Source organism: Nocardioides sp. B-3 (assembly GCF_024703895.1).
Classification (GTDB): domain Bacteria; phylum Actinomycetota; class Actinomycetes; order Propionibacteriales; family Nocardioidaceae; genus Nocardioides.
Window position 1 is genome coordinate 1,801,430 of record NZ_CP087968.1, and the last position, 21,195, is coordinate 1,822,624.

The window sequence follows — 21,195 nt, forward strand, 5'->3', positions numbered from 1 at the left end:
CCCGAGGTGCGGGTGCGAGGCGAAGCACTGCAAGGATGCTCGATCATGCAGGTCTACGTCGATCCGGCACCCGGTGGCGAGGCGACCAATCTCGCGCTCGGCCACCTGCTGGCGCGCCGGGCCGAGCGCGAGGACTCGTTCGAGGCCCTGCACGTCTATCGACCTTCGGGTCGCTCCGTCGTCTTCGGTCGACGCGAGACCCGGTCGCCGGGCTTTGCTGCCGCGGTCCGGGCCGCCACGGACGCGGGCTTCGAGCCGCTGATCCGGGCCACCGGCGGCCGGGCCGTGGCCTACACCGAGCAGACCGTCGTCGTGCACCACGTGCGGCACGAGAAGGAGCCGATCGGCGGGCACGATGCCCGCTTCGTCGAGATCGGGCATCGACTGGTGGACGTGATGCGCACCCTCGGCGTGGAGGCCCGGCTCGGGGCGGTGCCGGGGGAGTACTGCCCCGGAGCCCACAGCGTCAACGCCCGCGGAGAAGCCAAGCTCGTCGGCACCGCGCAGCGCGTCCTCCGCCGGGCGTGGCTGTTCGCGTCACTGGTCGTGGTGGGCGACGAAGCGGAGCTCCGACCGGTGCTGACCGAGGTCTACGGCCATCTCGGTCAGCCGCTCGACCCGGCGTCGGTCGGGTCGCTGTCGGCGGAGAACCCCGCGCTCGAACCGGGAGTGGTCGCACGGGCACTGCTCGCGGCCTTCGCGGGAACGTCGCCGACCCTGCCGGTCAGCGCGCTCGGCGACCTGCTCGCGGAAGCCGACCGGCTCGCCGTCGACCACCGGGTGTGACGCTCAGGTCCGACCCGGGACCTGCACCAGCGGGCGGGGCATCCGCTCGAGGCGATCGCGTCGACGAGCAGCCGCGCGTAGCGCGACTTGCGTCGGGCACCGGCACCGAGGAAGCGGCGCATCTGGGCCTCGAAGCTGCCGTCGCGCCACGCCGGCTGCTTCTGCAACGTCTCGAAGGACCCGAGGTCGCCCCGGCTGTCGAGGAGCGCCTCGATCGGCGCGCGACCGGCGGCCCGGATCAGCTCGTCCTCCGGGTCCTCGACGCAGACGAAGAAGCCGAGTCGCTCCATGTCGCGGCGCGTCCTCGGCGTACCGACGCCGGCGGCCGCGAGGCCGCGTCGGAAGAACTCCTCCTCGGCCTCGTCGCACACCCCGCGCAGGACGAGGTCCGCACCCTGCGGGCCGAAGAGCAGGAGGTGACTGGTCACGGCGTGGGCACCGCCGATCGGCACCACGGTCACTCGCTCCGCGGCCGGGTCCCGGCCCCGGCGGCGGGCGAGGGTCTCGATCGCGATCAGGTCGCTGATGCCCTCGACCGGGACGAGCGACCCGGCCGACGCCGCGTTGGTCAGGGCGGCGGCCCGGGCCTCGATCGGAGCGTTCGGCCCATGTGCGTAGCCCGCCAGTGCCTCGCGAGCGAGGCGTGCGCGATCCGTTCCGTGCTCCATCCCGGCCATCGTGCCACCGCCATGGCTCGGTCAGCCCGAGCTGGCAACCCGCTCGGCCAGCCGGACCGCGGCCGTCGCCGTCAGGTCGGCGGTCTCAGGGTCCGCTGCGGCCTGCTCCGGCACCAGCCCACCGAGCAGCGCGGCCGGCTGGGTCAGCCAGATCCACGCCTTCCACGGGTCCATGCCCGCGGCCAGCAGCGGCTGGAGGACGGGCGCGAGGTCCTCGCGCGGCTCGCCCGCGCTGGTGAGCTGGAAGGCGGGCACCATGACGTCGCGATGGTCGCCGATCACCAGCAGGCGGTGCAGCGACCCGGTCTTGTGGATCATGAACCGGGCGGCATCGACGGAGGTGCCCCGCACCTCGGCGAGAGCCGCGTAGTCGAACCACGCAGTGTCGAGGAGCTCCTCGCGCAGCCGCGCGTGCCGGGCCACGGTGAGCAGCGAGATCGGTACGGCGTGGGCCGGGTCCTCGCCGGTGGAGTGGAGCATCGCGTCGAGCGCCTCGAGCTGCTCGGTCGTCATCGGCTCGCCGGTCGCCGGGTCGGTCCACACGGCCGAGCCCTGCGCGTCGCGGGTGAAGGTCGGCAGGCCGGCGGTGCCCGGGTGCGCCGCGAGGTCGAGCCCCTCGAGCCAGTCGGCGATGCGATCGCCCGTCGAAGTCATGGGACAAGCGTGCCGTACGTCGGAGTCACGCCCGCCGGTAGGTGAGGTGGGTGACGTGCGGCGTGGTCCGGCTGGAGGCCGGCACCATCGCCAGACCGGTCACGTCGTCGAAGACCCGCAGTCCGTCCCCCAGCGTGAAGGGGGCGACGTGGAGTCGGAGCTCGTCGACGAGGCCGGCCGCGAGGTAGGCGTTGAGGGTGGTGACCCCGCCGGCGATCGAGACGTTGCGCTCGCCCGCCGCCGCGCGGGCCAGCTCGAGCGCCGTACCGGGACCGTCCGTCACGAAGTGGAAGGTCGTCCCGCCCTCCATCTCCACCGACTCGCGCGGCCGGCTGCAGAGCACGAAGACGGGTCCGCGGTACGGCGGTTCCGGCCCCCACCAGCCCTGCCAGTCGAGGTCCCACTCGCCGCGGTCGGGCCCGAACATGTGCCGGCCCATGATGAAGGCGCCCGCGTCGACGATGCGGGCGATCTCGTCGGGGCTGTCCTCGCCGTGCTCGAACATCCGGGCGTGGAAGCGCTCGCCCACGTCCGGCCCGAAGGGGTGCTCCAGCGACTGGTCGCGCCCGGCCCCCACGAGGTCGAGCGAGACGGACATGTCGGCGGTGACGAGGCCCATGGGTTTCAGACTAGGTACGCCGTGGGGCCGGCCGCCACCACTGGCCGCCAGATCATCTGAGGAAGTTCGACGGCAACCGTCGCCATTCCACGCTCGACAGGGTGCCTCAGTCGCCGAACTGCCTCACATGTGCGGTCACTGAAGATCCACTCGAGCGAGTGGAAGTTCAGGAACCGGGGCAGCAAGCGCTGACGATCACTCCGTCGGCGGGGCTGACGGGTCCTCCATGGCCGGGGCGTCGAAGCCGCACTGCTTGCGCTCCTGCTCGACCCGGAGCGTGAGCCGCTCCTTGCCGGCGGCGTGCGCCTCGGCGACGGTGCCGGAGTAGATGGTGTTGTCCTTCGACTCCGGGTTGACCGCGGAGACCGACTCGCACAGGTGGAAGACCTCGCCGGACTTGGTCCAGTAGACGAGGTCGGCGCCCGTGATGTCGGTGACTGGTTGGACTCCTCGGTGTACTGCTCCACCGAGGGCGCGTCGAGGTCGACGCCGACGGCGGTCGCCGCGATCATCACGAGCACGCCGATGCCGCCGGCGAGTGCCTTCTCCTTGCCGCTCATGTCCTTGTTCGTCAGGATCAGCACGATCAGCGGCAGGAACGCGATCACGGTGATGATCGCGCCCAGCTGGTTCTGCACGAAGAAGCGGACCGTGTCGCGGCGCGAGGCCGGGTCGAGGCGGTTGGCCTGCTTCCACAGCAGCGAGCCGCCGGCGGCGAGCAGACCGATGACGACGAGCAGGCCGATCAGCAGCACCATGTTGACGGGGGTGTCACGCAGCACCCCGAAGATCGCGTAGACCTCGCCGGCGATGGCGAGCGCCCACAGCAGTGCGGCGATCAGGCGCAGCCGGGTGGCCTTGCTGTTCGCCTCCGGCGTGGGCTTCCGTGTGTTCGGTGTCTGCGGCGTCGGCGCCGGTGTCGACCCGGACGACCTTCTTCTTGGCCATGGTGATCTCTTCCCGAGAGGCGGTTGTCGGGAACGAGCCTAGTCATGGCGTCGGGCCCACGCTCGTCTCGCGACCAACGTGGGCCCGGAATCCCCCAGCTCGGTTCAGGCGCTCTCGAACCACGGCCTGTGCAGGTCGTAGAACGTCGCGTCCTGCATGGCGTAGGCGAGCTCGCTGCGGACCTCGGCCGGCGGCTCCGATCTGCTCGCCCTGACGCGCCGCCTCCTCGGACGTGAAGCAGACCGTCTCGGTGAACGTGCCGTCCGGCTCGATCGCGAGCGTGCCGCCGAGGATCTCCGGTCGCATCTCGTGCAGGCTCGTGGTGTCCGCCAGCATTGCCTTGAGCCGGCTCGGGTCGTCGACCCGACCGCGGATGATCTGCACGAACCCCGCCTCGGTCCGAGCCTCCGTCCATGAGCAGGGTGACGTCGTCGCAGTCGTGGAACTCCATCGGACCGTCCATCACGGCGGTCAGGCGCTCGGCCCACTCGCCCTGCTCGGCGCGCTCGGAGTTGGCCATCGCCGACTCCCGTGAGTCGAAGCGGACGACGCCGATCATCAGGTCGTCGTCGGTGAAGCCATAGGTCCCGCCGAGCCAGCCGGGGGCCCCCGGCGAGAGGTCACGACGCCACTCGTCGAGCAGCTCGTGGGCCTCGTCCTGCCGCGTGCACTTGCCTTGAATGATCTGGATGAACACCTCTGCCTCCTCGGTCGATTGATCGGTCGAGTCAGGTCGAGGCCGTGCGGGCGCTGGGGCCCCGGCCGGGCCCAGCTCGCAACGTACGCCGACAACTCGGTCGGCACCATGACGAGAAAAGAGGAGGGCATTGACCAGCCTTACTTGACTCATTCCAGAAAAGGGAGCAGGGTGTGTGACGTGTCCACGCCCACCGCCGAGAGCCTCCTGCGAGGTGCCGGGCTGCGGGTCACGCAGCCGCGCCCGGCGGTGCTCCGCGCGGTCGAGGCCAGCCCGCACGCGGACACTGCGACGGTGCTCGGCGCCGTACGCACCGAGCTCGAGACGGTGTCGCACCGGGCTGTCTACGACGTCCTCGACGCGCTGACGCGCACCGGTCTCGTACGCCGGATCCAGCCGGCCGGCTCCGCGGCGCGCTACGAGCTGCGCGTCGGCGACAACCACCACCACGTGGTGTGCCGCTCGTGCGGCGCGGTCGCCGACGTCGACTGCGTCGTCGGCAGTGCGCCCTGCCTGACCGCGGCCTCGGACGCGGGCTTCGTGGTCGACGAGGCCGAAGTCGTCTTCTGGGGCACCTGCCCCCAGTGCTCACCCCAGATGTGATCCACCCAGACCACCCGTCCACGAGAGAAGGAAGTCATGACCAACGACGCCGGCACCGAACTGAGCGAGATGAACGAGTCGGGCGGAGGCTGTCCCGTCCTGCACGGTGCGCACCCGACCCGGGGCAGCGCCAACCGTGGGGATGGTGGCCCGAGCGGCTCAACCTCAAGATCCCGGCCAAGAACCCGGCCACCGCCAACCCGCTGGGCGCGGACTTCGACTATGCCGCGGCCTTCGCCGCGCTCGACCTCGCCGCGGTCAAGAGCGACATCGAGCAGGTGCTCACCACGTCGCAGGACTGGTGGCCCGCCGACTTCGGGCACTACGGCCCGTTGATGATCCGGATGGCGTGGCACAGCGCCGGCACCTATCGCGTGCAGGACGGTCGCGGTGGCGCCGGCACCGGCCAGCAGCGGTTCGCGCCCCTCAACTCCCCGGCCCGACAACGGCAACCTCGACAAGGCCCGCCGCCTGCTGTGGCCGGTCAAGCAGAAGTACGGCAAGTCCCTCTCGTGGGCCGACCTGATGGTCCTCACCGGCAACGTCGCGCTGGAGTCGATGGGCTTCGAGACGTTCGGGCTTCGCCGGCGGTCGCATCGACGCGTGGGAGCCCGACGACGACGTCTACTGGGGTCCCGAGACCACGTGGCTCGGCGACGAGCGCTACACCGGTGAGCGCGACCTCGAGAAGCCCCTCGCGGCGGTCCAGATGGGCCTGATCTACGTCAACCCGGAGGGCCCCAACGGCCACCCCGACCCGGTCGCCGCGGCCGTCGACATCCGCGAGACGTTCGCCCGGATGGCGATGAACGACGAGGAGACCGTCGCGCTGATCGTCGGTGGTCACACGTTCTGGCAAGACGCACGGCGCAGCCGACCCCGAGGCCAACGTGGGCCCGGAGCCCGAGGCCGCGCCGTTCGAGGCCAACGGCCTCGGCTGGCTGAACAAGTACGGCACCGGCAAGGGTGGCGACACCATCACCTCCGGCATCGAGGTGACCGGACCGACACCCCGACCCAGTGGGACAACCGGTTCCTCGAGATCCTCTTCGAGCACGAGTGGGAGCTCGTCGCGAGCCCCGCGGGTGCCAACCAGTGGGCGCCGAAGAACGGCGGCGGCGCGGGCACCGTGCCCGACGCGCACGACCCGTCGAAGTCGCACCAGCCGATGATGTGCACCACCGACCTGTCGCTGCGGATGGACCCGGCCTACGAGCAGATCTCGCGTCGCTTCCCCGGAGAACCCCGACCAGCTGGCCGACGCCTTCGCCCGCGCGTGGTTCAAGCTGACCCACCGCGACATGGGCCCGATCGAGCGCTACGTCGGCCCCGAGGTCCCGACCGAGGAGCTGCTCTGGCAGGACCCGGTCCCGTCTGTCCAGGTCCCGCTCGACGAGGCGGTCGCGGCCGCGAAGCAGGCGATCGCCGGCTCCGGGCTCTCGGTCTCGCAGCTGGTCCGGGCCGCGTGGGCCTCCGCCGGTTCGTTCCGCGGCTCCGACAAGCGGGGTGGCGCCAACGGTGGCCGCATCCGCCCGGAGCCGCAGCGCAGCTGGACGGTCAACGACCCGGGCCGAGCTCGCCCCGGTGATCGAGAAGATCGAGGCGATCGCGACCGACTTCGGCCTCACCTTCGCCGACACGGTCGTGCTCGCGGGCAACGTCGGTGTCGAGCAGGCCGCGGCCGCGGCCGGGGTCACCGTCGAGGTGCCCTTCCACGGTGGGCGCGGCGACGCGACCCGGGAGCAGACGGACGTCGAGTCCTTCGGCTACCTCGAGCCCAACGCCGACGGCTTCCGCAACTACGCGGTGGCCGACAGCAAGCTGCCGGCGGAATACCTCCTCGTCGACAAGGCCAACCTGCTCAACCTCAGCGCCCCCGAGATGACCGTCCCGGTCGGCGGGCTGCGCGTCCCGGGTGCCAACTCCGGCGGTTCGCAGGCCGGCGTGCTCACCGACAAGCCGGGCACGTTGACCAACGACTTCTTCGTCAACCTGCTCGACCTCGGCACGACGTGGCGTCCGGGCGAGGCCCAGGACACCTATGTCGGCAGCGGCGCGGCCGGCCAGTCGTGGACCGGCACCCGGGCCGACCTCGTCTTCAGCTCCAACTCCGAGCTGCGCGCGGTCGCCGAGGTCTATGCCAGCGACGACGAGCAGTTCGTGCGTGACTTCGTCGCCGCCCGGGTCAAGGTCATGGAGCTCGACAGGTACGACCTGCACAGCTGATCTCGACCGTCTCCGAGCGCCGATCGGGCAGCGGGTGTCACAACCCGCGCCCGGTCGGCGTCTTCATGTCCAGCACGCGACACACCGCGTCCACGACAAGGAGACAGTCATGACCAGCACCACCCGTGTCCCGCCGGCCGAGATCACCGGTCTGTACGGCGGCCTGCTCAAGATCGCCATGAAGAAGCTCCTCGGCGGCGTGCCCGCAGGTGCTGGCGTGATGTGGCACCACCGCGCCGTCTTCAACGACTCGATGAAGCTCGGCCGCAAGTCGGAGAAGTGGCACGAGCTCGATCCCAACCTCACGTCCTTCGCCACGATGGCCGCGGCCGCCGAGATCGGCTGCAGCTTCTGCCTCGACCTCGGCTACTTCCAGTCCCACAACAAGGGCCCGGACGAGGCCAAGGCCCGCGAGGTGCCGCGCTGGCGCGAGTCCGACGTCTTCACCCCGCTCGCGACCGCGAGCCAGCCCGAGCGTGAGCGCCATGAGCGCGCGCCTTCCCGGTCCGCGTCGTCACCCGCAAGGCCCTCGACCAGCTGCGCACGGTGGCACGACGTCGTGAGGAGTACGTCGGACCGTGGCTGCCCGAGCCGCTGCTGACCAGCCCCGACGTGGCCGAGGACGCCGAGCTCGCCGACAGCCTGTCGACCGCGATGCTGCTCGTCCTCGAGACGCTGACGCCGACGCAGCGGGCGGTGTTCCTGCTGCACGACGTGTTCGACGTCGGCTACGAGGAGCTGGCCGAGGCGGTCGGCAAGACGGAGGCCGCGGTGCGCCAGATCGCGCACCGGGCTCGGGCCCACGTCGCCGAGCGCCGCCCGCGCGGCGCGACCTCGCGGGCCGACACCCGGGTCGCGCTCGAGGCGTTCCAGACCGCGCTCGAGACCGGCGACCTGCAACGCCTCGTCGACGTCCCGGCCCCGGATGTGGTGATGCTCGGTGACGGCGGCGGGATCAAGCAGGCGCTGCCGCGCCCGATCCCGGGTGCCGACAAGGTGGGCCGACTGCTCAGCGCCGGACTCCCGACCGTGGTCGGGGTGATGACGGGCGAGCTGGTCCGGGTCAACGGCTGGCCGGCACTGCTCGTGCGTCTCGACGGCAAGGTCGACTCGGTGATGACCATGCTGGTCGAGGAGGGGCTGGTCAGCGGGATCTACACCGTCCGCAACCCGGAGAAGCTGTCGTGGATACTCGAGGTGGCGGAAGTCAGTCGCTGACCTTCCCGGCCGCACGCGATCATGGGGCCATGACCCCGCTGACCGAGGCCGAGATCCGCACGTCCTTCGTGAACTGCTCGCAGGGTGAGGCCAAGCGCCTCCGCGTCCCGCTCGGGCTCGCCGACACCGCGTGGGACACCCTCGACTTCCTCGGCTGGCGGGACCCGGGTGCCCCCGCTGCGGCGTACATCGTCAGCGAGTGGCGCGGGAAGGTCACCGGCCCGGTCATGCGGCTGAGCACCGACCGGCGCTCGACCGGACGCCAGAACATGTGCGCGCTCTGCAGCACGGTGCACTCCACGACCGACGTCGCCCTGATGGTCGCGCCGCGTCCCGGCGCCTCGGGCCGCAACGGCAACACCGTCGGCACCTACCTGTGCACCGACCTCGCCTGCTCGCTCTACGCCCGCAGCCTCAAGCAGCCCGACCGCGTACAACCGGTGGAGACCCTGAGCACCGAGGCACGCATCGAGCGTGTCCAGGCCAACCTCGACACGTTCGTACGGCGCGTGGTCGACGTCGCCTGATCAGCGCCTCACACGTGGCCGCTGAGCTGGGCGAGCCGGGTCGCGAGGGCGTCGACCATGGCGCTCGCCTGCTTGGCGGACAGCGCCGACTTCCGGTCGCCGCCCCGGCTGCTGACGGGCAGCACGTCGACCGACAGCTTGGCGCCGCCAGCGAGTGCCCGCAGCTCGTCGATCTTGTCGCCGAACGGCGAGCCGCTCCCCGGCGAGTAGTAGTCGACGACGGCGAGCAGCTCCTCGCGGGTGGCGCTGGCTCGACCGGTGGTGCCGGCCGTCCGCCGAGGGGTGGCGTGCCCGTTGGCGACCACGTGGATCACCCCGTCGACCGGCTCGTCGTGGAAGACCACGGCGCGCGAGCCGGTCGGCCAGTTGCGACTTCCCGACTCCGGTCATCCCGGTGACATGCGCCGAGCCTACGGTCCGCCGGTTCACGGATCCGGTTGCTAGGTGGTTACCAAAAGCCGCGGATTCGGGCCTTGGTCGGCGGAGGTTGGTAACGCGTTACCTACCTCGCCCGACGGAGTGCGAAATTCAGGCAATTCGGTAACCACTCGGATACCGAGTGGCGCTGGCGGGTGCCGGTCGGCTCTGGCACCGTGGGCGCATGTCATTTCCCGGCAGCTATCCACCCGACGTCTACACCGGCGACAGCGGGGAGGCGAGCGCCCGGATCCGGCGCAACGACATCCCGCCTGACATCACCTACGCCAACGGCGGCACGTGCGAATACCTCGTCCGCGGCGACCAGTCACGCGGCAACATCGGCGTCTACCGCTGGACCTTCGGCGAGGGTGAGAGCGGCCCGGGGCCGCACTTCCACCGCAGCATCTCGGAGCACTTCTACATCCTCAGCGGGACAGTTCAGCTCTTCGACGGCAACGAGTGGGTCGAGGGCGGCGCCGGCGACTACCTCTACGTCCCCGAGGGCGGCATCCACGGCTTCAAGGGCGGTGGCCACGCGCAGATGCTGCTGAGCTTCGCCCCCGGCGGCCCGCGAGAGGACTACTTCGAGACGCTCGCGAGCGGCCGGGAGATGAGCGACGAGGAGCGGGCGGAGTTCATGTTCCGCCACGACAACCACTGGCTCTAGGACCTCAGGCCCGAGCGCAGTCGGCCGGGATCCGGGCCAGCTCGACGGGCTTGGTGAACATCGGCCAGTGGCCGGAGTCGATGTCGACGTAGTCGAGCCGCGTCGCCTTCGCCAGCTCGGGGATCTCGCCGGCCTCGAGCCACTCCTTCGCGTCCGCGGGCGTGAACTCCGGGCAGACCCGGGGGTGACCGGCACGTCGAAGCGGCGATCATCCGTCAGGCTGACGACTCCCTGCGTGACGGCGGCGGGTACGGCGATCGCGCCAGCCGCCACCGTCGCCTTCAGCTCGGCCGACATGTCGTCGGGAGCCGGGGCCCTCGAAGGGCTCCCAACCGGGGAAGGGCACGACCCCGTCGACCGGCTCGAAGAAGCCGAAGTACTTGTCGCCGTCCCGGTTGGGCATGCCGCCGATCAGCGCGACGTGGGCGACCTTCTCGGGTCGCGCGTCCGCCGCGACCCACGCGAGCGTGCAGGCCGCCGAGTGCCCGACCACCACGACGGGTCCGTCAGCTGCGTCGACCGCGGCCACGACGGCGGCGACTCGGTCGCCGCACGACGCACCGGCCTTGCCGTCGCCCTGCCCGGGCAGGGTCAAGGGGATCGGTCGGTGGCCGAGGTCCCGTAGCTCGGGGACCACGTCGTCCCAAGCGGAGCCGTCGAGCCACATGCCGGCGATGAGCACGATTTCCATGTCAGTTCTCCTCCAGTGCGGTCAGGTCGCGTTCTGCGTAGAGCCGGTGGTGCCATTCCTCGTTGACGACGATGAAGAGGCACTGCTTCAGCTCGAAGTCCTCGATCTGCGGCCAGCCCGGCTCGGTCATCGTGACCGTCTCCTCGAGCCGCTCGGGGGTGAGGCCGCCGATGATGTCGCGCACCATCGCCTGCCTCGTGCGGCGTACGGCGATGACCTCGTCCAGCGAGGGACGCGCCTCGCGGTCCCACGGGATCCCGTCCCAGCCGGGCGCCTCGTCCCGGGGCAGGTCGAGCGGGTGCCACGGGTCGGGGTTGCCGAGCACCATCCGGCCGCACCGGGCGGCGCTCGCGAAGCTGAGGTGGCGCAGCGTCTCGATGAAGGACCACTCGTCGCGCACGCGCTCGTGCAGCCGCTCGGGCGGCAGCGCGCGGGCGCGTTCCTCGGTCCCGGACCAGAGCCGCTCGAGGATGGCCCAGGTCTCCCGGAACTCCTCGACGGTCTGCGGGTTCATCTTCGCCCGCTCGGGCATCCGGCAGTTGAGCTCGGCGTCGATCAGGGGCCCGATGTCGACGCCGTTGATGGTGACGTCCTCGATGTTGCCGGTGATCTCGACGTCGACCAGCTCGAGGCCGGGGAAGCGCACGTGGTGGAAGGAGATGGCGCGCAGGTCGGCGTGCTCGATGTGCGCTCCGTTGTCCGGGGATGCGGTTGATCGATTCATGTGGCCAACCTAGGAGGAGTTCCGGACGTTCCGCTTCCGGTTTCCGATCCGCGATGTGAGGGTGTTCGACATGAGCGAGACCAGCCCCACCGCGCGGGCACTGCGAACCCCGGAGATCCTCCAGAACCGCCCGGGCTGCACCGCCGACGACCTCGCCGAACGGCTCGGGGTCACCGACCGGGCCGCCCGTCGCTACGTCGCGATCCTGCGCGAGGCCGGCATCCCGGTCGAGTCCGTGCGCGGTCCGTACGGCGGCTACCGACTCGGCAGAGGGGTGCGGCTGGCGCCCCCGGTGTTCAGCGCGGCGGAGGCGTTGGGCCCGGTGATGGCCGTGCTGGACGGGCGCCATGCGGCGGCCGACAACGAGGACCCCGTCGGCTCCGGCCTCGGCAAGATCATCCGCGCCCTCCCGGTCAACGTGGGCCGACAGGCCGCCACCATGCGCGAGCACGCACTCGCCGTACCGGACAAGTGGGCGAAGCCCGACCCCGCCATCACGAGCGCGCTGGTCGAGGCGGTCGGTGAGCAGCGGCAGGTGCGGATCGGCTATCGCAGCGCGTCGGGCAACACCCACTCGTTCGAGGTGGATCCGTGGTCGGTGGTGGTGCGCTACGGCCGGTGGTACCTGCTGTGCCTCGCCCATCATGCGGACGCCGTGCGCACCTACCGGATCGACCGCGTGACCAGCGTCGGCGAGGGCACGCGGCGGTTTGCGACCCCCGACGGGCTCGACCCGGTGGCGGTGCTGGAGGAGAACCTCGCCTCCGGCTGGGACCACGAGACCCGAGTGGTCTTCCACGCGCCGGCGAGCGACGTCGCACCGTGGCTGCGACCCACGATGGGGCGGCTCGAGCCGCTGGGTGCGGACCGTTGCGTCGTGGTCGGCAGCACCAGCAACCCGGCGATGTTCGCCGGCGAGTGGCTGGCCGGGATGCCCTTCGAGTTCACCGTCGAGGGCGGCCCGGAGCTGCGCGCGGCGGTGACCGACGTGGCGGCCAGGGGCTGGCCCGCGCCGTGGCCGACTGACCTTGTCCGGACGTGCGTCACCGGACATGGTGGAGGCATGACCAAGCGAAGCGAAGGTGACTGGGGCGAGACCGAGCTCGACGACGTGGAGCAGGCCGACGCGGAGATCAACCCGGGCGACCCGAGTGCGGGCGACGACGAGCCGTGGAGCCCGCCGGACCGGCAGCCTCGCGGCGCCGAGATGGCGGACGTGGAGGACGAGACCCTGAGCATGCGGGTGATGCAGGAGGAGTCCGAGGACGACGCCGACGACGAGGCGATGCTCGGTGGCGACGACCCCGACGCGATCCGGGCGGCCCGGGACGTGCTCGGTTCCGACGCCGACGAGGACGAGTCGTTCGACCTCGACGGCGACCCGGGCCCGGAGTCCCGGGCCATGCACCTCGAGTGAGCTAGCGGGCGACCTTCCGGGTGAAGTAGGGCGCCCCGAGCGAGCCGAGCAGCGACATCACCTGTGCCTTGGCGGCGTCGTCGTTGCCGGACACGAAGGTCGTGAAGTCACCGTCGGCGATCAGGTGCGGTTCGACCATGGCCGGCGCCGTCATCGTGTTCAGCGACTTCACGACCCGCAACCCCGGGAACGCGCTGCAGCTGTTCGCCGAGCGAGTCGTCGTTGCCGACGAACAGCGCCGGAGCGTCACCGGAGAGGTCGAGCGGGTTGGCGATGTCGAGCAGCACCGTGCCGTCGGCGATCTCCGCGGCCCGGACCCCGGCCACCGAGACGGCGCCGTTGAGCGCGTTGACGACGAGCACTGCGTCGCGTGACGCCCGGGCATAGGTCCCGACACCGATCTGGCTGTTCATCGCCGCCCACGTCCCGAAGTCCTCGGCGCCCGTGCGCGCCGGGCTCGCCGCGGGTTCGCGGGTGCCGATGACGACGTCGAGGCCGAGGTTGGCCAGGCCGACTGCGACGGCGCGCCCGACCATGCCGGTGCCGAGGACTGCGATCTTCACGGGTGAACCTCGATCTCAGAGTGACGACGATGGAGCCGCTCGCGGATCTCGTCGGCCGAGTAGGCCCGCCGCTCCCGCTCTCGGCGGGTGATCGCGGCACCGGTTGCGACGCCGCCGAGCACGCCGGCCAGTCCGAGCAACTTCCACCACGCGAACTTCTTGGCCATGGCCGGAGCATAGGCGCCAGCACCCGGTTTGCGGCAGGGCAGACTGGCCGCCATGAACGACGCCCTGACGCTCGACGGAGCGGTCGATCTCACGCGCACCGGCGACCTGTGGCTCTTCCGGGGTCGTACGGCGGCAGACCGCGCGATCCGGACGCTGACCAACTCCCCGGTGAACCATGTCGGGATGGCCGTCGTGATCGATGACCTGCCGCCGCTGATGTGGCACGCCGAGCTGTCCAAGGTGCTGACCGACGTCTGGACCGGCGGCAACCATCGCGGCGTACAGCTGCACGACCTGCGTCAGGCGGTCGACCGGGTGGTCGGGCACCTACGGCCAGCAGGCGTGGCTGCGCCAGCTCACCCCCGAGGTCGGGCGACCCCGGGGAGGACGCGCTGCTCACGGCGATCGCGCGCCCGGACGGGGTGTCGTTCCCCAGTGCGGCGAAGTTGTTCGCCCGATGGGTCCGAGCCCGGGACGCCTACGTCGCGGTGAAGAAGCGGGGCGTCAAGGTCCGCCCCGAGCAGGCCTTCTGTGCGGAGGTGGTGGCCACGACGCTCCGGGACATGGGCATCATCGCCCCGGGACCGACGGGCGACGTGGTTCGACCCCGGCAGCTTCTGGAGCGGGGACTACCTGCCCCTGCGCGACGGCTGGACCTACGGCCGCGAGGTCAAGGTCGGCCAGCCCGGCGCCGGCCGCGTGCCGAGCGCCCGCGACCGCTGGCGCTGAGTCGTCCGACCACGTTTTCCACAGGCGCGAAGTCATCCGTGTCGGGCCCGCGGCCGCGGGAAGTCTCACCTCACCAACTCGAGTGAGGAGCACGACATGTGGCCAACCAGCGAAGTCGGCGCCGGGGGAGTCTTCCGGGTCGACTACGACGCCGTCACCCACACGGCAGCCGAGCAGCGCAGCCTGCGCAACGAGCTGATCCGGTGCCGGGACGAGCGCCGGGACGCACAGCTCCCGGCCGGTGCCTTGGGCAGGATCCTGCCCAGCGAAGACCTGCTCCGCGCCGTGGGGCTGGCCGACGAGGCGACCCGTCGGCGGATGTGGATCGAGGCGCACCGCTGCCGGGACCTGCACGAGACCCTGCGGGAGTTCCGCAACGACGTGCAGGCAGTGGACGCGGACGTGGCCGACCTGTTCAGGTCGCTGCTCGGCGAGCTCGGTGCTGTTGGTGCTCCCGGGGGGATCGCGTGAGCAGCGGCGTGGCGCTCACCGGCACCCGGATGGAGTCACTGGCGCTGCTGGGCAGCCTGCCGGGGCCGGTGCAGGAGATCATCCGGCCCCTCGTCGAGCCGCTGCTGGCCCGGTGGGACGCCCTCGTCGGCGACGACGACGCGGTGCACGAATCGGCCGCGCGATGGCGGGGTCTGGCCGACCACCTCCACGAGCTCGGCCGCCAACAGGTGCGCACCGTCGAGGACAGTGACGCCGCATGGCTCGGCCTTGCCCAGCGCAGCTTCGCCGACGCCGCCGCCGACGTCGCGGTGGAGCTCGAGGAGCTGGCCCGGCGCGCCACGGACGTGGGGGCCTGCCTCGACGAGGCGGCCGTCGCCGTACGCACCACCGAACAGCTGGTCCGCGACCCGGTCCGCGAGCTGCTCGAGTGGGCCGCACTCAGCCTGACCGTCTCGGCGGCGACTGCATTGGTCACGCTCGGGGCGTCCGCGATCGCGGGAGCCTCCCGCGGCGGCTGCGAAGGCAGCCGTGACTGCGTCCCGGATCACGGCGCTCGTGCGCCAGCTGGCCGCTGTGCTGCGCGGGCTCATCGCGCGTCCGAGCGCTACCGCGACTGGGTCAAGGATCAGTCGCGGGCGAAGCAATGGGTGCTGGACAGGCTGGAGAAGAAGGCGAAGTCCAAGGCCGCGCAGCAGGGCACGGGCCCGGACGGTGACTACAAGACACCGGCGCGGGGCCTCCTCGGCTCCGCCACGGGCGACCTGCGCACACCCGTGCCCTGAGGGCTCAGGCGTGCACCTCGGCGATGTGCACGAGCGCGTCGCCGGAGTTGACCAGCGGCTGCTCGGTCCGCCCGATCACGATGCCGGTCCGGTTCGCGTGCACGAGGCGCAGCGTCTTGCCGAAGGAGTCGTGCAGCGCACCGAGCCGGTCGCCCTCGGTGACGGTCTGACCCAGCGTGACGTCGAGGTGCAGGATTCCGGTACGTCGTGCGCGGACCCACCCGCTCGCCCGGGACTCGACCGCAGGGGCGGGCGGGGGCTCGTTGACGGGTTCGGTCATCTGCAGGGCGGCCAGCACTCGGCGTACACCGATGACACCCGCGTCGATGGCGTAGGCGTCGAAGCGCAGGGACTCGCCCGCCTCGAAGAGCAGCACCTTGGCGCCCTGCTCGCGCGCGGCCTCGCGCAGCGACCCGTCGCGGATGCCGGCGTGCAGCATCACCGGAGCCGCGAACGCCTCGGCCAGCTCGCGGGTCAGGGTGTCGTCGAGGTCGGCGCGGACGTGCGGCAGGTTCGAGCGCCGGTCGGCGCCCGTGTGCAGGTCGAGACCGACGTCGCACTTCGCCACCACCTCGGTCATGAAGAGGTGCGCGATCCGACCGGCGAGAGAGCCGCGGGCGGAGCCGGGGAAGGAGCGGTTGAGGTCGCGGCGGTCGGGCAGGTAGCGATCGCCCGTCATGAAGCCCGGGACATTGACCACGGGTACGGCGACGAGCGTGCCCCGGAAGGTCTTGGGGTCCAGCCCCGCGAGCACTGGCGGATCACCTCGACGCCCACGACCTCGTCGCCGTGGATCGCGGCACTCAGCCAGACGGTAGGGCCGTCCTCGCGCCCGTGGACCACGCGCACCGGCAGGCTGACGTCGGACCCCGTGACCGGGCGCGTGATCGGGAGCTCGAGGTTGCGGCTCGTGCCGGGCCGGATCCGGACCGTGCCGATGCCGAAGGAATCGCGCGCCATCAGTTCGTCTCGTGGGGGCAGGCATGGGGCCAAGGATCGCACCTGTCCGCTGGGCCATGGCTCGCACCGTGGACCTGACACCCCGGACGCTTTGACCTGAGTCCGCAGAAGACTCAGGTCAAAGGAGGCTCCGCCCGGGAGCCGCACCCCTCCTTTGACCTGAGTCTCGAGACGACTCAGGTCAAAGCGTTGTCGGTGGTCCCTGCTGTCATGAATCCCCGGAGAATATCGACGAACGGGGAGACGAGATGGAGACGGCACAACCACACGAGGGAGAGCAGGGGCAGCAGGGGCCGCGGGGGCCGCGGCCGTTGCACGGCCGGATCAACGTCTCGGGGATTGTCCGCCGCGTGCGCCGCCGGGCGAACTGGTCGCAGCGGCAGCTCGCCCGGGAGCTGGGCGTGTCGCAGTCAGCCGTGGCGAAATGGGAGACGCAGCGCACCACCCCGTCGCCGCTGATGCTGGCCGGGGTGATGGCGCTCGCGGAGCTGCGGCTGGAGCCGGTTGACGAGACCGGCGAGCGGGTGGCGCCGATGAGGCACTTCGCCGCCAGAGACGCGGCTCGCCGCAGATATCCGGCGCATGCCACGGTGTGGGCAGAGGGATGGTGGACGCCGGCCGACGCGGGCATGACGCCGTGGTCGAGCGCGATCATTGCTCGCTCCGCGGAGCTGGGGCTGCCGCAGGTGCGCCACAGCAGTTCAAGGCTGGTGCGCTCGAAGACCCCGGGCGGGCTGGATGACCACCCGACGTGGGATGAGCTGGTGGCCGACGCGAGCAATGCCCGGCGTCCACCACCGCGGCCTCGGGTGTCGATCCCCGAATGGGCGCTGAAGGACAGCCGCAAGTCACGCAACCGCAGGCCGCAGGACTTCTGAGCGACGGGTCTTCCGCGACGTCACCTCGTCTTGATGATGATGTTGCCGACCTTGCGGCCGGAGTCGACGAGCTGGTGGGCGCTGGCGATGTCGTCGAGGTCGAGGACGTCCCGGTTGACGACCGTCAGCGACCCGTCGGCGACCGGTCGAGCAGCGTGGTGAACGACGCGGCCCGCTCGGGGGAGGGGCCGGCCTTCACGTTGCCGCGCGCTCGCAGCGTCTCGCTGAGGTCCCCGACGACCAGCAGCATCACGCCGTCCGGACTGAGCATGCGGCGTCCCGCGGGGATCCCGATGTTGCCGACGTTGTCGATGACGACGTCGAACTTCTCGGTCAGCGTGGCGACCGGCGTCAGGGCGTAGTCGACGACGTGGTCGGCCCCCAGCTCCTTGAGCAGCGTGGCGTTGGCCGCGCTCGCGACGGCGGTGACCTCTGCCCCGAGGTGCTTGGCGAGCTGCAGGGCGTTGGTGCCGACTGCGCCGGACGCGCCGTTGACGAGCACGGTCTGGCCCGGCCGCACGTCGGCGACGTCGCGCAGGTAGTGCAGGGCCGTCGAGCCGCCGAACAGCACCCCGGCGGCCTGCTCGTGCGAGACGGCGGCGGGCTTGTGGACCAGCTTCTTGGCCGGGAGCACCGCGAGCTCGGCGTGGCACCCGAGCGCCATCCCGGAGCTGCCGCTGACCTCGTCGCCGACCGCGAAGCCCTCGACCCGCGAGCCCACGGCCTCGACGACGCCGCTGGCGACCCCGCCGAGGATTGGCTGGCGCGGACGGCGCAGGCCGAACAGCATGCGCGCGATCAGGGCGTAGCCACGCGGGAAGTTCGCACCACGGATCCGGGCGTCGGCCGCCGTCACCGCCGTCGCGTGGACCCGCACGAGCACCTGCTTCGCGCCCGGCGTGGGGGCGGGCACCTCTTCGATGCGAACGACCGACGGTTCGCCGCACGTCCTGCGGACTGCAGCTCTCATGACACTCCCCTTACAGCGTAAGTCTTACAACGTAAGGCGGAGGGTAGGTGCACGAAGCCGACTCCGCAAGAGGGGGACGTCTCAGACGCCGCGGTTGCGGCGCCGCACGGACTTCTTCGGCCGACCGCCGAGGTAGGGACCGACGCGAGTCGACGAGGTAGCCCTGCCGCAGCGCCTCGCGCCCGATCAGCATCCGGAAGCCCATCTGGTCGCGGCTGGTCAGCGTCACCTCCGCGGTGACGGTGCGATCGACGAGGGCGACGTCGAGCAGCACGACGTAGCGCTCCTGCACGTGGCCCGTCGACGAGCGCACATGCCGCCGGTCGTGGATGGGGAGCTCGACCTCGACGGAGTCCTCGCGCGAGCGCTGCCGGGGTGGACCGAGAACCGCACCCATGCCTCGCCGTCACGGTCGAGCTCATGGATGTCGAAGGCGTGGATGGCGCTCGAGCGAGCACCCGTGTCGAGCTTGGCCTTGATCCACTCGACGTCGATGCCCGGAAGGCCGACCCACTCGCGCCAGCCCGCAGCCACGGAGGCGGGGCTGGTTGGATGGGTTGCTGCCACCCCCCTATCCAATCAGGTGTGATCTCGTGAAGCTGGCCATCTTGTCCCGCGCCCCGCGCTCCTACAGCACCCAGCGGCTCCGCACCGCGGCCCGGGATCGTGGGCACGAGGTGAAGGTGCTGAACACGCTGCGGTTCGGCATCGACCTCTCCGGCGACCAGCCCGATCTGCAGTTCCGCGGCAAACAGCTCTCCGACTACGACGCGATCCTGCCGCGCATCGGCAACTCCATCACCTACTTCGGCACCGCCGTCGTGCGGCAGTTCGAGCAGATGGACGTCTACACGCCCAACACGGCCTACGGGATCTCCAACTCCCGCGACAAGCTGCGCGCCTCGCAGATCCTGTCCAAGCACGAGATCGCCATGCCGGCCACGACCTTCGTCCGCGACCGGGCCGACGTGATCCCCAGCGATCGAGCGCGTCGGCGGCGCGCCGGTGGTGATCAAGCTGCTCGAGGGCACCCGGGGCATCGGAGTCATCCCGGCGCCGGACATCAAGGTCGCCGAGGCGATCATCGAGACCCTGCAGAGCACTCGCCAGAACGTACTCATCCAGCGCTTCGTCAAGGAGTCCAAGGGCCGCGACATCCGCGCTGGTCGTCGGCGACCGGGTGGTCGCGGCGATGCGACGGGTCGCGAAGGGCGACGAGTTCCGCTCCAACGTGCACCGCGGCGGCACCGTCGAGGCGGTCGAGCTCGACCCCGCCTTCGAGGAGGCCGCCGTGCGCTCCGCGCAGATCATGGGCCTGCGGGTCGCCGGCGTCGACATGCTCGAGGGCAACGACGGCCCGCTCGTGATGGAGGTCAACTCCTCGCCCGGCCTCGAGGGCATCGAGGCGGCCACCAAGCTCGACGTGGCCGGCGCGATCATCGACCACATCGACAACCGTGTCGCCTTCCCGCAGATCGACGTGCGGCAGCGGCTGAGCGTCTCGACGGGGTATGGCGTCGCCGAGCTGCTCGTCCACGGTGACGCCGACATCGTCGGGCTGACGCTGGGCGACTCCGGGCTGCGCGAGCGCGACATCTCGGTGCTCACGCTGCACCGCGGGACCTCGGTCATCCCCAACCCGCGTGCCGGTGTGGTGCTCGAGTCCGACGACCGGCTGCTGTGCTTCGGCAAGCTCGAGGAGATGCGGTCGATGATCCCGGCCCGCCGCAAGCGGATCCGCAAGGTCAAGAAGCTGCCGAAGATCCCGATCCACGAGCAGGACTAGCGGTCCAGCTCGTCTCGTACGGCGATCCGGTCGGCCTCCGTCGGACGCCCGGTCAGCATCGCGTCCAGCTGGTCGGGCGGCACCAGCCCGTCGAGCAGCGAGGTCAGTCGCGAGCCCGCCCGCGCGGCCGCGTCGTCGACCGCGCGCAGGATCGCGGTCGCGAGGTGGGGCGCCGGCAAGGACATCACGGTCGGCTCCAGCGTGAGTGCGGTCAGCCTGCCGGCGGCGTTGACGCGCACGTGCACGCGGCCCTCGGCGGTGTGGGCTTCGCCGTACAACGTGGCGAGGTCGTCCTGCATCTCGGCGATCGCGGTGAGGCGCGCGGCGGCCTCGTCGCGGACGTCGTCGAGCCGGGGGTCGGAAGAGGTGTCGGTCATGGGTGAGGTGTTCCCGGTGGCGAGGTGCCCGAACCGGGGCGCCGAGAGCCTGTGGACAACCTCAGTAGCCACCCTCGGGTGGCTCCATCTCGGCCCGCACCCCCGAGCAGCCGCACCGGGCGATCGTCATCGAGCGCGTCGAAGAGCGCGAGCGCGGTGTCCGCGACGACCGCCGGATCCATGGTCGCCCCGGCCAGCTTGCGGACCTTGGTGTGGGTGAAGAACGGCGCGAAGCGGACCTTGAGGTGCACGCGGGTGGCCGCCCGGCCCTCCTTGGTGAGGTCCTCGATGACTCGGTCCGCGAGCTCGCGCAGGGCTGCGGCGACCTCGGCACGACCGGCGAGGTCGACCCGGAAGGTCGTCTCGCGACCGTGCGCCCGCGCGACCCGGGGCGTGTCGTCGGGCCACGCGCGCCCGCCACCGCGACCGAGGCGCCCGATGTGCGGCCCGGTGTTGGGCCCGAACGCCTCGACCAGCGGCTCCTCGGGGGCTGGCCGCCAGCTGCGCGACGGTGTCGAGCCCGATCGCCGCGAGACGCTGGCCGATCTTCGGCCCGACGCCCCACAGCGCGGTCGTGGGTCGGTGCCCCATCACGTCGAGCCAGTTGTCGCGGTGCAGGAAGAAGGTGCCCTGCGGCTTGCCGAAGTCGGTGGCG

33 protein-coding genes and 3 pseudogenes are annotated in these 21,195 nt (G+C 71.2%); 17 read left to right on the forward strand and 19 right to left on the reverse strand.

What is annotated here, in order from left to right; genetic code table 11:
• Positions 1-45 precede the first annotated feature (45 nt).
• Complete coding sequence (locus LP418_RS11875; RefSeq protein ID WP_257956411.1) at positions 46-786, forward strand: lipoate--protein ligase family protein; 741 nt, start codon at positions 46-48, stop codon at positions 784-786.
• Between the two features lie 698 nt (positions 787-1,484).
• On the opposite strand, the gene LP418_RS11880 is transcribed toward LP418_RS11875, so the two are convergent.
• From LP418_RS11880 to LP418_RS11900, 5 genes are read right to left on the reverse strand one after another with little or no spacing between them, the layout of a single operon-like run.
• Complete coding sequence (locus LP418_RS11880; protein WP_257956412.1) at positions 1,485-2,117, reverse strand: hypothetical protein; 633 nt, start codon at positions 2,115-2,117, stop codon at positions 1,485-1,487.
• A 25-nt stretch (positions 2,118-2,142) separates the two neighbouring features.
• Positions 2,143-2,736, reverse strand: coding sequence for a dihydrofolate reductase family protein (locus LP418_RS11885; RefSeq protein ID WP_257956413.1), 594 nt, complete (start codon positions 2,734-2,736; stop codon positions 2,143-2,145).
• A 5-nt stretch (positions 2,737-2,741) separates the two neighbouring features.
• Entirely contained in the window at positions 2,742-3,518 is a 777-nt protein-coding gene (locus LP418_RS11890) for a hypothetical protein (protein WP_257956414.1), read from the reverse strand.
• Positions 3,508-3,684: a hypothetical protein gene (locus LP418_RS11895; protein ID WP_257956415.1), complete on the reverse strand. Its 177-nt coding sequence runs from the start codon at positions 3,682-3,684 to the stop codon at positions 3,508-3,510. Before LP418_RS11895 ends, LP418_RS11890 begins: the two co-directional genes overlap by 11 nt.
• Before the next feature lie 42 nt (positions 3,685-3,726).
• Positions 3,727-4,068 (reverse strand): hypothetical protein, encoded by a 342-nt coding sequence (locus LP418_RS11900; protein ID WP_257956416.1) that lies wholly within the window; start codon positions 4,066-4,068, stop codon positions 3,727-3,729.
• A 493-nt stretch (positions 4,069-4,561) separates the two neighbouring features.
• On the opposite strand from LP418_RS11900, the gene LP418_RS11905 reads away from it, so the two are divergent.
• From LP418_RS11905 to LP418_RS11940, 6 genes are all read left to right on the forward strand, one after another.
• A complete protein-coding gene (locus LP418_RS11905; RefSeq protein WP_257956417.1) occupies positions 4,562-4,984 on the forward strand; it encodes a Fur family transcriptional regulator in 423 nt (140 codons plus the stop codon).
• Positions 4,985-5,579: 595 nt separating this feature from the next.
• On the forward strand, positions 5,580-6,572 hold the full coding sequence (locus LP418_RS30840; RefSeq protein ID WP_336276066.1) for a peroxidase family protein: 993 nt from the start codon (positions 5,580-5,582) through the stop codon (positions 6,570-6,572).
• A complete protein-coding gene (locus LP418_RS11925) occupies positions 6,569-7,210 on the forward strand; it encodes a peroxidase family protein (protein ID WP_257956419.1) in 642 nt (213 codons plus the stop codon). The genes LP418_RS30840 and LP418_RS11925 overlap by 4 nt, the downstream gene beginning before the upstream one ends.
• Before the next feature lie 109 nt (positions 7,211-7,319).
• Entirely contained in the window at positions 7,320-7,811 is a 492-nt protein-coding gene (locus LP418_RS11930; RefSeq protein ID WP_257956420.1) for a carboxymuconolactone decarboxylase family protein, read from the forward strand.
• The gene (locus tag LP418_RS11935; protein ID WP_257956421.1) at positions 7,757-8,428 is read left to right on the forward strand and encodes a sigma factor-like helix-turn-helix DNA-binding protein; all 672 of its coding nucleotides are present in this window, start codon (positions 7,757-7,759) and stop codon (positions 8,426-8,428) included. Before LP418_RS11930 ends, LP418_RS11935 begins: the two co-directional genes overlap by 55 nt.
• 29 nt (positions 8,429-8,457) lie before the next feature.
• Entirely contained in the window at positions 8,458-8,955 is a 498-nt protein-coding gene (locus tag LP418_RS11940) for an FBP domain-containing protein (RefSeq protein WP_257956422.1), read from the forward strand.
• A gap of 8 nt (positions 8,956-8,963) precedes the next feature.
• Here LP418_RS11940 and LP418_RS11945 read toward each other — a convergent pair whose 3' ends face one another.
• Entirely contained in the window at positions 8,964-9,299 is a 336-nt protein-coding gene (locus LP418_RS11945) for a hypothetical protein (RefSeq protein ID WP_257956423.1), read from the reverse strand.
• 257 nt (positions 9,300-9,556) lie between these two features.
• Here LP418_RS11945 and LP418_RS11950 point away from each other — a divergent pair, with 257 nt between their 5' ends.
• Complete coding sequence (locus LP418_RS11950) at positions 9,557-10,042, forward strand: cupin domain-containing protein (protein ID WP_257956424.1); 486 nt, start codon at positions 9,557-9,559, stop codon at positions 10,040-10,042.
• Here LP418_RS11950 and LP418_RS11955 read toward each other — a convergent pair.
• Genes LP418_RS11955 through LP418_RS11965 form a run of 3 tightly spaced genes read right to left on the reverse strand, consistent with a single transcriptional unit; the run spans position 10,039 to position 11,457 of the window.
• The gene (locus LP418_RS11955) at positions 10,039-10,254 is read right to left on the reverse strand and encodes a hypothetical protein (RefSeq protein WP_257956425.1); all 216 of its coding nucleotides are present in this window, start codon (positions 10,252-10,254) and stop codon (positions 10,039-10,041) included. The two genes, LP418_RS11950 and LP418_RS11955, sit on opposite strands and share 4 nt — an antisense overlap.
• On the reverse strand, positions 10,251-10,733 hold the full coding sequence (locus tag LP418_RS11960) for an alpha/beta fold hydrolase (protein WP_257956426.1): 483 nt from the start codon (positions 10,731-10,733) through the stop codon (positions 10,251-10,253). Before LP418_RS11960 ends, LP418_RS11955 begins: the two co-directional genes overlap by 4 nt.
• A gap of 1 nt (position 10,734) precedes the next feature.
• Positions 10,735-11,457, reverse strand: a complete 723-nt coding sequence (locus LP418_RS11965; RefSeq protein ID WP_257956427.1) for a DinB family protein — start codon at positions 11,455-11,457, stop codon at positions 10,735-10,737.
• 70 nt (positions 11,458-11,527) lie between these two features.
• On the opposite strand from LP418_RS11965, the gene LP418_RS11970 reads away from it, so the two are divergent.
• Entirely contained in the window at positions 11,528-12,874 is a 1,347-nt protein-coding gene (locus LP418_RS11970) for a helix-turn-helix transcriptional regulator (protein WP_257956428.1), read from the forward strand.
• A gap of 1 nt (position 12,875) precedes the next feature.
• Here the strand turns inward: LP418_RS11970 and LP418_RS11975 are convergent, their stop codons facing one another.
• Genes LP418_RS11975 through LP418_RS11985 form a run of 3 tightly spaced genes read right to left on the reverse strand, consistent with a single transcriptional unit; the run spans position 12,876 to position 13,604 of the window.
• Positions 12,876-13,013: a hypothetical protein gene (locus LP418_RS11975; RefSeq protein WP_257956429.1), complete on the reverse strand. Its 138-nt coding sequence runs from the start codon at positions 13,011-13,013 to the stop codon at positions 12,876-12,878.
• Complete coding sequence (locus LP418_RS11980; RefSeq protein ID WP_257956430.1) at positions 12,982-13,437, reverse strand: NAD(P)-binding domain-containing protein; 456 nt, start codon at positions 13,435-13,437, stop codon at positions 12,982-12,984. The genes LP418_RS11975 and LP418_RS11980 overlap by 32 nt, the downstream gene beginning before the upstream one ends.
• On the reverse strand, positions 13,434-13,604 hold the full coding sequence (locus LP418_RS11985) for a hypothetical protein (protein ID WP_257956431.1): 171 nt from the start codon (positions 13,602-13,604) through the stop codon (positions 13,434-13,436). Before LP418_RS11985 ends, LP418_RS11980 begins: the two co-directional genes overlap by 4 nt.
• A gap of 52 nt (positions 13,605-13,656) precedes the next feature.
• On the opposite strand from LP418_RS11985, the gene LP418_RS11990 reads away from it, so the two are divergent.
• From LP418_RS11990 to LP418_RS12005, 4 genes are all read left to right on the forward strand, one after another.
• A complete protein-coding gene (locus LP418_RS11990; RefSeq protein WP_257956432.1) occupies positions 13,657-14,097 on the forward strand; it encodes a hypothetical protein in 441 nt (146 codons plus the stop codon).
• A gap of 39 nt (positions 14,098-14,136) precedes the next feature.
• Entirely contained in the window at positions 14,137-14,334 is a 198-nt protein-coding gene (locus LP418_RS11995) for a hypothetical protein (RefSeq protein ID WP_257956433.1), read from the forward strand.
• 96 nt (positions 14,335-14,430) lie between these two features.
• Positions 14,431-14,805: a hypothetical protein gene (locus LP418_RS12000; RefSeq protein ID WP_257956434.1), complete on the forward strand. Its 375-nt coding sequence runs from the start codon at positions 14,431-14,433 to the stop codon at positions 14,803-14,805.
• On the forward strand, positions 14,802-15,569 hold the full coding sequence (locus LP418_RS12005; RefSeq protein ID WP_257956435.1) for a WXG100 family type VII secretion target: 768 nt from the start codon (positions 14,802-14,804) through the stop codon (positions 15,567-15,569). Before LP418_RS12000 ends, LP418_RS12005 begins: the two co-directional genes overlap by 4 nt.
• A 4-nt stretch (positions 15,570-15,573) precedes the next feature.
• Here the strand turns inward: LP418_RS12005 and LP418_RS12010 are convergent, their stop codons facing one another.
• On the reverse strand, positions 15,574-16,323 hold the full coding sequence (locus tag LP418_RS12010; protein WP_257956436.1) for a succinylglutamate desuccinylase/aspartoacylase family protein: 750 nt from the start codon (positions 16,321-16,323) through the stop codon (positions 15,574-15,576).
• Positions 16,245-16,529, reverse strand: a complete 285-nt coding sequence (locus LP418_RS12015; RefSeq protein ID WP_257956437.1) for a succinylglutamate desuccinylase/aspartoacylase family protein — start codon at positions 16,527-16,529, stop codon at positions 16,245-16,247. Before LP418_RS12015 ends, LP418_RS12010 begins: the two co-directional genes overlap by 79 nt.
• A 248-nt stretch (positions 16,530-16,777) precedes the next feature.
• On the opposite strand from LP418_RS12015, the gene LP418_RS12020 reads away from it, so the two are divergent.
• The gene (locus LP418_RS12020) at positions 16,778-17,407 is read left to right on the forward strand and encodes a helix-turn-helix domain-containing protein (RefSeq protein WP_257956438.1); all 630 of its coding nucleotides are present in this window, start codon (positions 16,778-16,780) and stop codon (positions 17,405-17,407) included.
• A gap of 124 nt (positions 17,408-17,531) precedes the next feature.
• Here the strand turns inward: LP418_RS12020 and LP418_RS12025 are convergent, their stop codons facing one another.
• From LP418_RS12025 to LP418_RS33225, 3 genes and pseudogenes are all read right to left on the reverse strand, one after another.
• The gene (locus LP418_RS12025; protein ID WP_257956439.1) at positions 17,532-18,320 is read right to left on the reverse strand and encodes an NAD(P)-dependent alcohol dehydrogenase; all 789 of its coding nucleotides are present in this window, start codon (positions 18,318-18,320) and stop codon (positions 17,532-17,534) included.
• Between the two features lie 67 nt (positions 18,321-18,387).
• Positions 18,388-18,774 (reverse strand): putative ATP-dependent zinc protease, encoded by a 387-nt coding sequence (locus LP418_RS12030; protein WP_257956440.1) that lies wholly within the window; start codon positions 18,772-18,774, stop codon positions 18,388-18,390.
• Between the two features lie 35 nt (positions 18,775-18,809).
• A pseudogene (locus LP418_RS33225) lies at positions 18,810-18,944 on the reverse strand (hypothetical protein); the annotation flags it as partial.
• Between the two features lie 26 nt (positions 18,945-18,970).
• Between LP418_RS33225 and LP418_RS12035 the strand changes: the two are divergent.
• The 3 genes and pseudogenes from LP418_RS12035 to LP418_RS12045 form a co-directional block, all read left to right on the forward strand.
• A pseudogene (locus LP418_RS12035) lies at positions 18,971-19,192 on the forward strand (30S ribosomal protein S6--L-glutamate ligase); the annotation flags it as partial.
• Between the two features lie 193 nt (positions 19,193-19,385).
• Positions 19,386-19,767, forward strand: a pseudogene (locus LP418_RS12040) (ATP-grasp domain-containing protein); the annotation flags it as partial.
• Positions 19,744-20,163, forward strand: coding sequence for a cation:proton antiporter regulatory subunit (locus tag LP418_RS12045; protein WP_257957012.1), 420 nt, complete (start codon positions 19,744-19,746; stop codon positions 20,161-20,163). The pseudogene LP418_RS12040 and the gene LP418_RS12045, both read left to right, overlap by 24 nt.
• On the opposite strand, the gene LP418_RS12050 is transcribed toward LP418_RS12045, so the two are convergent.
• Entirely contained in the window at positions 20,160-20,540 is a 381-nt protein-coding gene (locus tag LP418_RS12050; protein WP_257956441.1) for a YbaB/EbfC family nucleoid-associated protein, read from the reverse strand. The two genes, LP418_RS12045 and LP418_RS12050, sit on opposite strands and share 4 nt — an antisense overlap.
• Complete coding sequence (locus LP418_RS12055) at positions 20,537-21,016, reverse strand: DinB/UmuC family translesion DNA polymerase (protein WP_336276067.1); 480 nt, start codon at positions 21,014-21,016, stop codon at positions 20,537-20,539. Before LP418_RS12055 ends, LP418_RS12050 begins: the two co-directional genes overlap by 4 nt.
• Positions 21,017-21,195: the final 179 nt, after the last annotated feature.